Genomic DNA, 11,977 nt, shown 5'->3' with positions numbered 1-11,977 from the left:
GTGAGGTCATGACAGTGGCAATAACCCTTTCAGAGAATAAATCAGCAACGCAGATCCGAATCATGAGGGAGGATGAAGCCAAGACTGTTCAGCAATTAGGCAGACGAGCCTTCAGCAGCTTAGAGAGCCTGTTCATATCGCTGCCCAAAGAAGCTATAGTTGCAATCGAAGGAGAAAAGATTGTTGGTGCTGTGATCTTGAAGCTTCTAAAAGGGGAGCAAGGAGTGCTGATTGGAGACTTCAGCGCCGGATTTGTTGATCCTGCCTGTCGAGGAAGAGGAATAGCAAGGCAATTGTACAAAGCAGCAACAAAACGATTCTGGGAGCTAGGTTGTACCTTTATCACGGCACAAGTGAAGGATGAGAATGCCGGGTCCTGGCGAGCGCTTGAGAAAAGCGGGTTTGCAAGAGTCACTTATATGGAACTACGAAGATTGTTAGGAATAAGAGGGCTAGTGTCCGTGTTAAAATCAACGCCGACTGCGTTTGCTTATGGCATGGATTTATATTTGGCTGCAAGGACGGTACCGGTCAAGAAAAGGGCAGACTCTAGTTTATTGCAGATCGCCGCTTACATACTTTTAAATCTGATCATGGTTTGCACAGCATTATTGCTGAACAGGCAGCTTCACCTGGGTTGGTTCTTGCTCGCTTATGGGACATTGCTGATAGGGGAGCTTCTTTTTACCCGGATTGGGTTGATCTCGGAGCACCGATGGAACTTTCGTCTGACAAACTGCGGATTTATAATTCCCTTGCTAGTGCCGCTTCTCGGCGGAGTCTTTCCTATGCTAGGCAACTGGATTCCCGAGAAATACGAGAATACTTCCAGATTTCGGTGGATCGGGGGCGGCGGTGCCGTCATGGGCTGGATCTATCTACTTCTGACCGTTGCCCTGTCCAAATGGGTGTGGACGGATCTGGAGTTCACGTCATATCTGTATCGGCTAGGCAGTATCTTATTGATCTATAAACTGCTTCCTGTATATCCATTCGAAGGCTTCGGTTCTTTGAGAGTGTATCAAATGAACAAGTTCATTTATTCCGCGATGACTGCAATTAGTCTTGTGGTTTTATTCCTCCTTTAATACGGTTGAACTCGCATTTTCGAACAGAGAATGAGAGGCAGTGCGAAAGAGGGAGCATTAAAATTGAGAGTAGGAGCGAAAAGAATGGAATGGATTGGACGTTTGAATCAAGCACTCGATTATATCGAAGACAATCTGGATGGGGAGATTGATTTTGAGAAAATAGCGCAAATTGCCTGTTGCTCATTCTTTCATTTTCAACGAATGTTCTCTTACATAGCAGGCATTCCCTTATCCGAATATATTCGCAGGAGAAGGATGACAGCCGCCGCCTTTGATTTGCAGACTAGCGACATCAAGATTATTGATCTGGCGCTGAAATATGGCTACGACTCTCCAACCTCTTTTAATCGGGCATTTCAGACTCTGCATGGCACTGCCCCCTCCACTGCACGTACCGAGGGCACGCCACTCAAGGCGTTTCCAAGAATTCGCATCTCAGTTTCAATTAAGGGAGAGACGGAAATGGAATACAGGATTGAGAAGAAAGAGGCATTTCGTATCGTAGGCGTAAAAGAAAGCATGGATGTAAACCTGGAGGAGAATTTTGCCAAGATCCCTCAACTCTGGCAACAGGTAGCGCAGGATGGAAGTCTTATGAGGCTCGTGGAAATGATGGATCAGCCTCCTTTCAGTATCCTGGGCGTCAGTACTTGTATGAACGGAGAAAAGATGGACTACTACATTGCTGCAGCTACCAATTCACCTGCACCGGAGGGCATGTGTGAGACGATCGTTCCGGCAGGGATTTGGGCGATCTTTGAGTGCGTTGGACCGCTGCCTCATACTATGCAGGATATGCAAAGACGGATTATTACCGAGTGGCTTCCCACCTCCGGCTATGAATATGCCGATGCCCCGGACGTTGAGATATACACCAACGGGGATCAACAAGCTGCGGATTACCGATCCGAAGTATGGCTTCCAGTCGTGAAGAAAATGCAAAATCAGAACATTTAGGCTATGAAAGTGAGGAATGAAAAGTATGGTACATTTAGTGTACTGTGATAATGCGGGGAAGTTGGGTGAGCGTGTACTGGATAAAATTCTGTCCGGAACAAAAACAATGATTGTAAGAGGTGCGGCTGGCCGTAAAATTCCGCATAGCCGAGTGCATGAAGGGGAAAGCATTTGGCACAAAAAGTGTTTATGCCTTGTTGAATTCGAAGACGTGCAGAGAATCGATCCGCCTCTCGCCTTTGACCATCAAGGCAATATGGACGATTAGCTGATAATCGATAAGATCGAAGATGTGGTCGTTGGGACAAGCATTCCTTTTAATTATGAAAAATCAAAATTTCGAGAGAAATGAGAGCTATTCTAATAAGATATGAATGACGATTCTCTTTCAATAATCTGCTTGACATCGCCTATCCGGAGTGATAATATATCAAAGTGCGTGAGTTCGTGTACACCCTGTGCTTTGGAGGACAATGCGTATGTCTAATGATAAAGGACTACAGGATGCCCATATCAAGATCGGCACCAAGCAGACGATGCGAATGGTCGAGCTTGGTCTCGCTGAAGAAGTATATGTGGCAGAAGATGCAGATCCGCGCCTGACATCGAAGATCATTGCGCTTTGTAATCAGCGCGGCGTCAAGCTGACGCTGGTGGATACGATGCACAATCTCGGCAAGGCTTGCGGGATTGAGGTCGGGGCGGCAATGGCGGCAATCGTAAAACCATAGCTGAAAGAACTGTTTTTGCAGCAAGGGGTCTATCCCTCTGGCAAAAACTTTTCATTTGTTCTTTTATGAACCGCCTGGGTCTGTGGGCTTAAAAAAGTGGTTTATAAGGAAACATGAATATTGAGGAAGGGGGTGGCAACAACATGCCAACAATTAACCAGCTCGTCCGTAAAGGACGTCAAGACAAAGTGTACAAGTCCAAGTCGCCAGCATTGCAAAGAGGTTTTAACGCCTTGAAGCGTGAGGCTACTGATCTGAGCTCCCCGCAAAAACGCGGTGTGTGCACACGTGTAGGTACAATGACTCCTAAGAAACCGAACTCCGCACTTCGTAAATATGCCCGTGTTCGCTTGACGAACCGTGTAGAGGTGACGGCTTACATTCCAGGTATCGGTCACAACCTGCAAGAGCACAGCGTTGTATTGATTCGCGGTGGCCGGGTCAAGGACCTTCCAGGGGTACGTTATCACATCGTACGTGGAGCACTTGATACAGCAGGCGTTAACAACCGTATGCAAGCTCGTTCGAAATACGGTGCTAAGCGTCCTAAAGCCAAGAAATAAAATCCTAAGCTAATGCCAACATTAGTTTATTGAACCGAACAAGGTTTGGATTATTACTGAAAGGGGGATAACTATGCCACGCAAAGGTCCAGTTACGAAGAGAGATGTGTTGCCGGATCCGGTGTATAACAGCAAGCTTGTTACTCGCTTGATCAACCGCATCATGCTCGACGGTAAACGTGGAGTTGCTCAAAGCATTCTGTATAATGCGTTCAACCTGATTCAAGAACGTACCGGGAATGACCCTATGGAAGTATTTGAAGCAGCTTTGAAAAATATCATGCCTGTATTGGAAGTTAAGGCTCGTCGTGTGGGCGGTGCCAACTACCAAGTGCCTATCGAAGTAAAACCGGAAAGACGTACATCCTTGGGATTACGTTGGCTCGTGAACTACTCCCGCAACCGCGGTGAGAAGACGATGGAAGAGCGTTTGGCTGCTGAGATCATCGATGCATCCAACAACACAGGCGCTTCTGTTAAGAAACGCGAAGATACGCACAAGATGGCCGAAGCGAACAAAGCGTTCGCACACTACCGCTGGTAGGATTCGGTTTTACATTCTAAATTTATATTTTGAAGGGAGACAAATCCATGGCAAGAGAGTTCTCCTTGAAAAATACACGTAACATCGGGATCATGGCGCATATTGACGCCGGTAAGACAACTACAACGGAACGTATTTTGTTCTATACAGGCATTACGCACAAAATCGGGGAAGTTCACGAGGGTGCTGCAACAATGGACTGGATGGAGCAAGAGCAGGAGCGCGGGATTACGATTACATCCGCTGCTACTACCGCTTCCTGGAAGGGTCACCGCGTAAATATCATCGATACCCCGGGGCACGTTGACTTCACTGTTGAAGTTGAACGTTCCCTACGTGTATTGGACGGGGCAGTAGGCGTTTTCAGTGCGAAAGAAGGCGTTGAGCCTCAGTCAGAAACTGTTTGGAGACAGGCTGACAAGTATAGCGTTCCTCGGATCGCTTATGTTAATAAAATGGATATCATCGGTGCGGACTACCTGAACGTTGTCAATGATATGCGCGAGCGTCTGCAAGCGAACGCAGTTGCAATCCAACTGCCGATCGGTGCAGAAAGCGACTTTGTCGGTATTATCGACATTGTTGAGCAAAAAGCATATATGTACAAAGACGACCTGGGTCAAAACATCGAAGAAACCGAAATTCCTGCCGAGTACCAAGCGAAGGTTGAAGAACTTCGTGCGGAGTTGGTAGAAAAGGTTGCAGAGCTTGACGAAGAATTGACAATGAAATACCTTGAAGGTGAAGAAATCACTGTTGGAGAACTGAAAGCAGCTCTTCGTAAAGGTGTAGTAGATGTTAAGATCTTCCCTGTAGTCTGCGGTTCTTCTTACCGTAATAAAGGGATTCAGCTAGTATTGGACGCTGTTGTAGATTATCTGCCGGCTCCGATCGACATCCCAAGCATCAAGGGTCATTTGGAAGACGGTTCTGAAGTTGAGCGTCACTCCTCTGACGAAGAGCCATTCTCCGCGTTGGCATTTAAGATTATGACTGACCCTTACGTGGGTAAGCTGACGTTCTTCCGCGTGTACTCCGGTATTCTGCAATCCGGTTCGTATGTGCTGAATGCAACAAAAGGCAAGCGTGAGCGGATCGGACGTATTCTGCAAATGCACGCCAACAGCCGTAAAGAAATCACCGAAGTTTATTCGGGTGATATCGCAGCAGCTGTAGGTTTGAAAGATACGGGAACAGGTGATACACTGTGTGATGAGAAGGCTCCGGTTATTCTCGAATCCATGAACTTCCCTGATCCGGTTATCGAAATCGCCGTTGAACCTAAGACAAAAGCTGACCAGGATAAAATGGGCGTTGCCCTCGGCAAGCTGACTGAAGAAGATCCTACGCTTCGTGCTCATACTGATGAAGAGACTGGCCAAACGATCCTTGCAGGTATGGGTGAGCTTCACCTGGATATCATCATCGACCGTATGCGCCGCGAATTCAAGGTTGAGACAAACGTAGGTAAACCTCAGGTTGCTTATCGTGAAACGTTCAAGGCTCCTGCTCGCGTCGAAGGTAAATTCGTGCGTCAATCCGGTGGTCGTGGTCAATACGGTCACGTGTGGGTTGAATTTGAACCATTGGAGCCAGGAAGCGGTAACCAGTTCGAAAGTAAGATTGTCGGCGGTTCCGTACCGAGAGAATATATCGCTCCTGCGCAACAAGGTATCGAAGAAGCCATGAAGAACGGTGTCCTTGCAGGCTTCCCATTGGTAGACGTTAAGGCGACCATCGTTGATGGTTCCTACCATGACGTTGACTCCAGTGAAATGGCATTTAAGATCGCCGGTTCCATGGCGCTTAAGGCCGCTAAGGAAAAGTGCCAAGCTGTATTGCTTGAGCCAATCATGAAGGTTGAAGTAACGGTTCCTGAGGAGTACATGGGTGACGTTATGGGTATGCTGAACTCCCGCCGCGGACGGATCGAAGGTATGGATTCCCGTGGTGGCGCTCAAATTATCCGTGCGAAGGTGCCTCTCTCCGAAATGTTCGGTTACTCGACGACTCTGCGCTCCGGTACACAAGGACGCGGCGTATTCTCGATGGAGCTGTCTCACTATGAAGAGGTTCCTAGAACGATCGCCGAGGAAATTGTGTCCAAGAATAAGGGCGGAGAATAAGATTAGTATCTGCTGACCGGGTGCATGGTCTTACTAAGGAGTACCGGCTCCCCGGTTAGTCCAACATAACAATCCATATTTTAAGGAGGAAATGTTTAAAATGGCAAAGGCTAAATACGAACGTACAAAACCGCATGTTAACATCGGTACAATCGGTCACGTTGACCATGGTAAAACTACTCTGACTGCAGCCATTACGACTGTATTGTCTAAAACTTACGGCGGTGCTGCTATCGCATTCGACCAAATCGACAAAGCTCCAGAAGAGCGCGAACGCGGTATCACAATTTCTACTTCCCACGTAGAATACGAATCCGCTAACCGCCACTATGCACACGTTGACTGCCCAGGGCACGCCGACTATGTTAAAAACATGATCACCGGCGCTGCTCAAATGGACGGAGCAATCCTGGTTGTATCCGCAGCTGACGGCCCAATGCCGCAAACTCGCGAGCACATCCTGTTGTCCCGTAACGTAGGCGTTCCTTACATCGTTGTATTCTTGAACAAATGCGACATGGTTGAAGACGCTGAACTGATCGAACTCGTTGAAATGGAAGTTCGTGACCTGCTTAACGAATATGAATTCCCTGGTGATGATACTCCAATCATCCAAGGTTCCGCTCGTGAAGCTCTTCAAAACCCTGATGGCGATTGGGCTAAGAAAATCGTTGAAATGTTCGAAATCATCGACGAGTACATCCCTCTTCCAGAGCGTCCAGTGGACAAACCGTTCCTGATGCCTGTCGAAGACGTGTTCTCCATCACTGGCCGTGGTACAGTTGCTACAGGTCGTGTAGAACGCGGTACTGTTAAAGTCGGCGATGAAATCGAAATCGTTGGTATCAAGGAAGAAACTAAGAAATCCGTCGTTACAGGCGTTGAAATGTTCCGTAAATTGCTCGATTCCGCTCAAGCGGGCGACAACATCGGCGCATTGCTCCGCGGTGTAGACCGTAACCAAATCGAACGCGGTCAAGTATTGGCTAAGCCAGCTTCCGTTAATCCGCATACTGAGTTCTCCGCTCAAGTATACGTATTGACTAAAGAAGAAGGCGGACGTCATAAGCCTTTCTTCACTGGCTACCGTCCACAATTCTATTTCCGTACAACTGACGTAACAGGTGTTATCAACCTGCCTGAAGGTACTGAAATGGTTATGCCTGGCGACAACATTGAGGTTACAGTACAACTGATCAGCCCAATCGCGATCGAAGAAGGAACTCGCTTCTCCATTCGTGAAGGCGGACGTACAGTTGGATCTGGCGCCGTTGTTACCATCAGCAAATAAGACTTGTCTTATTCGAAAGCCCGCTCATTCGAGCGGGCTTTTTTGTGCCGCAGATAGTATTGCGGAATAATGTCGAATCATGCTGAAAATTTCTTTACAATGGTAATTTTCATTTGTATAATCCTCTCGAAAGAGTATTTAAAAATTTAACTATTCGAGAGAAGGTTGATCGCAATGAAATGGCCGTTTTCAATGCTACACTCATCATCTTCTGAAAGTAAGTCTGCGGATTCACAGCCTGCGATTTCAGATAGTCCAAATTCTCTTGTGCATAATAATACTCTTATAATGCCCGACAGTCAGTCTGAAATTGGGGAGCAATTAAGAATGATTCATTTCGGGGAAAAGGACGTTCTAATTCTGCGATTGATGCAGCCCTTGGTGGAACGACGCATTGACGGGATTGTGGATGTGTTCTATCAATCTATCCTCGAGGTATCCAAATTGGAGGAAATGATCCGCAGTCATAGTACGATTGAGCGGCTTAAGCTCACTTTGAAGCGGCATCTGCTGGAGATGTTCTCCTCCGATATAGATGATGAGTTTGTGGAAAAGCGGCTGCAGATTGCAAAGGTGCATAAGCGTATCGGGCTGGAGCCCAAGTGGTATCTATCTGCATTTCAGAACTTGCAAAATGCATTTCTGCAAATGCTGCATAATGAGGTGAAGGATGAGGCGCAGCTGCTGGACATGATCAAAACCATCTCCAAGCTATTCAGCGTGGAGCAGCAGCTTGTGCTGGAAGCCTATGAAAGAGAAAATATCAAGGAAAAAGAGCAGCAATACGAGCTAGTGAAAAGCGAGCTTAAAAATAAAATCAGCACCTTCAGCGAGGAGCTTGAGGATTTAAGTCTTTCCACGAATGCAGCAGTGGAAGAACTCGTCTCAAGCGGGAATGAAGTGAATCAAGCGATCCGGAAATCCTCGGAAGCCTCTCAGCTTACTCAGGAGCAAGCCGAGCAAGGCGGACAAATTTTGTCCCGATTGCAAGAGCATATTCAGGAAATTCATTTCAGGATGGAAGCTATGGAAGCAGCCGTTAAGGAGCTGAATCTGTCGTCCGGCAAGATTCGGAATGTTGTTCTCGCTGTAGAAGAGATCGCCAGTCAGATCAAGCTGCTGTCATTAAATGCTTCTATTGAAGCGGCAAGAGCAGGTGAACAAGGCAGAGGGTTTGCTGTTGTGGCTAAAGAGGTCAATAAGCTCTCCGAAGAAGCGAAGCTGACGGTTGTACAGATTGCAGCCCTTATTCGTCAGTCCGTGGATATGACGGGACAAGTAGTGGATGAAATAGAAGAGGTGCGGCATTTGGCAGATCAGGGAATGAGTCATTCAGGCGAAAGCGGCGAGATGTTCAGGCATATCCTGGCTTCCACTCAGAACAGTGTCCACGAGGTAAGTATGCTAGAGGCTCAAATACAGGATTTGATCTATACAATAGAAGGAATCGGAATTTCAACGGCAACGGTAGCTGAATCGGCTGAGCGGCTTAACCGGATATCGAGCCAGTTATGATCTGTTGAGACAGCAGTTTTATATAGAAGAGATACTTTTAAGGGAACTACGTAGAGTAATGTTCTTACGATCGCTGTTGTCATCGGATTGCTTTGATTGAATAAGATCGCTAAGAGGCAGCAATCCGCTCACAAAGGCCAACGCTGACGCTTCTTCAGCACATTACTCTACTCCGTTACAGCAGTATTTCTCAATAGTGAAAAGGCTGTCTCGCTAGATAACAATCTGCCTTCTTATTGAAGATAAAGATAAATAATAACTGCGAAGAGTAATGTTCTTACGATTCGGTCGCAATGGCGCGAATTTAGTGAAATTTCTTCCCTTACATTCTCCGTTCGGCGCTCGAACCTACCTGTAGTGAAAAAACTTGCCTTAGATCTCCAGTAACTTGAAAAATCCATGGTTTACTCAACTTTAAGCTCAAAAATTTCACTATATCCGTATTTCTGCCATTTCCACTGATTTTAAGGTAAGCTTTTTCACTGCATGCGTGTGATACGTATTGCATGTGGTCGAACGACCACATCATGTTGCGAAACACCCCGCGCTGAGATTTGCGCACGGTGCGATGGGGGATTGATAACTTGGCGGATTTTGCAGAATCTGCCTGGGATAGTTCTTGCTATGTAAGTTTAGTTGTAAATACAGGCACCTATCCGATGGAGATAGGGTATTGTCCGTATTCTGTTTGTAAATGCATTAGCGTCATAAAGAGGGGGCAGTGCCATCCGGCACATGCAAAGTCGAGTTCAATAACCTGCGTAATAAGGGTATAAGTGTGAAGGTTGCTGCAGAAGCGGAGCGGTCGCCTTTGTGAGCGGATTTCTCCCTTGGTAGAACTAAGTTAAATCTAAGAATTCACATGTTACCCTCGGCACGCAGCATCATTAGTTTGCTTTATATCGATTGCTGTCACATTCATATAGAAAGAGGCCGTCTCGCTAGATCCAGGATCTATTGAGACGGCCCTTATTATATAGAAGGTAGTCGTCACATCCTCTCCAGGAACACATTTATCTCAGCAAATCCCTGCTGCAAACAATTTAAAAAATCACTTGCAATGGGCAGGGCTTTTCTATATAATAATGAATGTTGTTCTGTGACTGTGCGATGATGTGAGAGGTTACTGACACACCCGGCCCCTTTGCCATGGGAGAGTGGTCAGAAAATTTTCACGGAGTATGTCCGATACTAAATTGGGCGATAGAAGGAGGGACTAAAATGGCAAAGCAAAAAATTCGTATTCGTTTGAAAGCTTACGACCACAGAATTCTTGATCAATCCGCAGAGAAAATCGTTGAAACAGCAAAACGTTCGGGTGCAGGTGTTTCCGGACCGATTCCGCTGCCAACCGAGAAGCAAGTGATTACTATTCTCCGCGCGGTACACAAGTACAAGGATTCCCGGGAGCAATTCGAGCAACGCACTCATAAGCGTCTGATCGACATTGTTAATCCGACTCCACAAACTGTGGATGCCTTGATGCGCTTGGACCTGCCGTCCGGTGTAGATATCGAAATCAAATTGTAATCCCATTATGTAATGGAATAGGAAAGGAAAAGAGGTGTCAACATGAAAGGTATCTTAGGGAAAAAGCTTGGAATGACTCAAGTATTTACTCCGGAAGGGAACGTAGTTCCTGTAACGGTTATCGAAGCTAGTGGCAACGTAGTTCTTCAAAAGAAAGACCTGGAGAACGATGGCTACGAAGCGATCCAGCTCGGCTACTCCGATAAGAAGGAAGCGAGAGCTAACAAACCTGAAGTAGGCCATGCTAAAAAGGCTGGTGCTGCTCCTAAGCGCTACGTTCGCGAAATTCGCGGTGTTGATCTGGGAGGATTCGAGGTTGGCCAAGAGGTCAAGGTCGATATTTTTGCAGAGGGCGAATTTGTTGACGTAACGGGTATTTCCAAAGGTAAAGGATTCCAAGGTAACATCAAGCGTTGGGGACAAAGCCGCGGTCCTATGTCGCACGGCTCCCGTTATCATCGCAGACCGGGCTCCATGGGTTCGATTCAAGCGAACCGCGTTCCGAAGGGCAAGCACCTTCCAGGACACATGGGCAGCGAGACGGTTACGATTCAACGCCTTGAAGTGGTGAAGGTCGATGTAGAACGTAATGTTCTGCTTGTAAAAGGCTCGATCCCGGGTCCTAAAAATAGCTTTGTAAAAGTAAAACAAACCATTAAGAAATAATTGACGAAAGAAAGGAGGAACAACAAATGCCAAAAGTAGCACTATTTAATGTTAGTGGTAGCCAAGTTGGCGAAGTTGAGCTGAACGACGCGGTATTCGGTATCGAACCTAATACTCATGTTCTTCATGAAGCAGTCGTTATGCAGCGCGCTTCCCTGCGTTTTGGTACCCATAAAGTAAAAGGACGCTCTGAAGTTCGCGGCGGCGGCCGTAAACCTTGGAAGCAAAAAGGTACGGGTCGTGCTCGTCAAGGCTCTATCCGCTCTCCACAATGGGTAGGCGGTGGTGTGGTATTCGGACCAACTCCACGCAGCTATTCTTACAAATTGCCGAAGAAAGTACGTCGTTTGGCGATCAAATCGGCTCTTTCCGCAAAAGTGATCGATCAGGACATCATCGTATTGGATGCATTGGCTCTGAACGCTCCTAAGACGAAAGAATTCGCAGCGATTTTGAACAACCTGAAGGTTGATCGTAAAGCTCTCGTTGTAGCTCCTTCTTATGATGATAACGTGGCGCTTTCCGCTCGTAACATTCCGGGTGTGAAATTCGTAGCGGCTGACGGCATTAATGTTCTTGATGTGCTCTCGCACGATAAGCTGATCATTACGAAGGAAGCAGTTCAGAAGGTAGAGGAGGTGCTCGCGTAATGAAAGATCCTCGTGATATTATCAAGCGTCCGGTGATTACGGAACGTACGGCTGACTACATGAACGAACTGAAATATGTGTTCGAAGTAGACATTAAAGCTAACAAGACCGAAATCAAGAAAGCTGTAGAAGCGATCTTTAATGTAAAAGTGAGCAATGTAAATACCTTGCGTGTACCTGCCAAGCCTAAACGTTACGGACGTCACTTCGGATATACTCCGGAATGGAAGAAAGCGTTCGTTACTTTGGCGGAAGGCAGCAAGCCGCTTGAGTTCTTTGAATCGGTATAAAAATCGTTAAAGTAAGGAGGGAA

General features: G+C 46.7%; 13 protein-coding genes. All 13 read left to right on the top strand.

The genetic code is table 11. From position 1 onward, the window contains the following. The first annotated feature begins 8 nt into the window (after positions 1-8). The 13 genes from KI362_RS23090 to rplW all read left to right on the top strand — a co-directional run bounded on the left by KI362_RS23090 (position 9) and on the right by rplW (position 11,954). Positions 9-1,088: a GNAT family N-acetyltransferase gene (locus KI362_RS23090; protein ID WP_301630686.1), complete on the top strand. Its 1,080-nt coding sequence runs from the start codon at positions 9-11 to the stop codon at positions 1,086-1,088. A gap of 84 nt (positions 1,089-1,172) precedes the next feature. Beyond that, complete coding sequence (locus KI362_RS23085; RefSeq protein WP_301630685.1) at positions 1,173-2,048, top strand: AraC family transcriptional regulator; 876 nt, start codon at positions 1,173-1,175, stop codon at positions 2,046-2,048. Between the two features lie 25 nt (positions 2,049-2,073). Beyond that, the gene (locus tag KI362_RS23080; protein ID WP_301630684.1) at positions 2,074-2,316 is read left to right on the top strand and encodes a hypothetical protein; all 243 of its coding nucleotides are present in this window, start codon (positions 2,074-2,076) and stop codon (positions 2,314-2,316) included. A gap of 211 nt (positions 2,317-2,527) precedes the next feature. Next, entirely contained in the window at positions 2,528-2,779 is a 252-nt protein-coding gene (locus tag KI362_RS23075) for a ribosomal L7Ae/L30e/S12e/Gadd45 family protein (RefSeq protein ID WP_212943434.1), read from the top strand. 143 nt (positions 2,780-2,922) lie between these two features. Further along, entirely contained in the window at positions 2,923-3,342 is a 420-nt protein-coding gene (gene rpsL / locus KI362_RS23070; RefSeq protein ID WP_009226633.1) for a 30S ribosomal protein S12, read from the top strand. Positions 3,343-3,415: 73 nt separating this feature from the next. Continuing rightward, positions 3,416-3,886, top strand: a complete 471-nt coding sequence (gene rpsG / locus KI362_RS23065) for a 30S ribosomal protein S7 (RefSeq protein WP_044482526.1) — start codon at positions 3,416-3,418, stop codon at positions 3,884-3,886. Between the two features lie 47 nt (positions 3,887-3,933). After that, positions 3,934-6,012, top strand: a complete 2,079-nt coding sequence (gene fusA / locus KI362_RS23060) for an elongation factor G (protein ID WP_301630683.1) — start codon at positions 3,934-3,936, stop codon at positions 6,010-6,012. A gap of 100 nt (positions 6,013-6,112) precedes the next feature. Continuing rightward, complete coding sequence (gene tuf, locus KI362_RS23055) at positions 6,113-7,303, top strand: elongation factor Tu (protein WP_044482524.1); 1,191 nt, start codon at positions 6,113-6,115, stop codon at positions 7,301-7,303. Between the two features lie 174 nt (positions 7,304-7,477). Beyond that, entirely contained in the window at positions 7,478-8,818 is a 1,341-nt protein-coding gene (locus KI362_RS23050) for a globin-coupled sensor protein (protein WP_306432857.1), read from the top strand. A 1,221-nt stretch (positions 8,819-10,039) separates the two neighbouring features. Beyond that, positions 10,040-10,348, top strand: coding sequence for a 30S ribosomal protein S10 (gene rpsJ / locus KI362_RS23045; protein ID WP_009226637.1), 309 nt, complete (start codon positions 10,040-10,042; stop codon positions 10,346-10,348). Positions 10,349-10,390: 42 nt separating this feature from the next. Next, the gene (gene rplC, locus KI362_RS23040; protein ID WP_044482523.1) at positions 10,391-11,014 is read left to right on the top strand and encodes a 50S ribosomal protein L3; all 624 of its coding nucleotides are present in this window, start codon (positions 10,391-10,393) and stop codon (positions 11,012-11,014) included. 26 nt (positions 11,015-11,040) lie between these two features. Beyond that, entirely contained in the window at positions 11,041-11,664 is a 624-nt protein-coding gene (gene rplD / locus KI362_RS23035; protein WP_044482522.1) for a 50S ribosomal protein L4, read from the top strand. Beyond that, a complete protein-coding gene (rplW, locus tag KI362_RS23030) occupies positions 11,664-11,954 on the top strand; it encodes a 50S ribosomal protein L23 (protein WP_044482521.1) in 291 nt (96 codons plus the stop codon). Before rplD ends, rplW begins: the two co-directional genes overlap by 1 nt. Positions 11,955-11,977: the final 23 nt, after the last annotated feature.

The organism is Paenibacillus apis (genome assembly GCF_018333295.1).
Lineage (GTDB): Bacteria > Bacillota > Bacilli > Paenibacillales > Paenibacillaceae > Fontibacillus > Fontibacillus antibioticophila.
The sequence above is the reverse complement of the archived record's forward strand: the minus strand, read 5'-3'. Positions and strand labels throughout refer to the sequence as shown.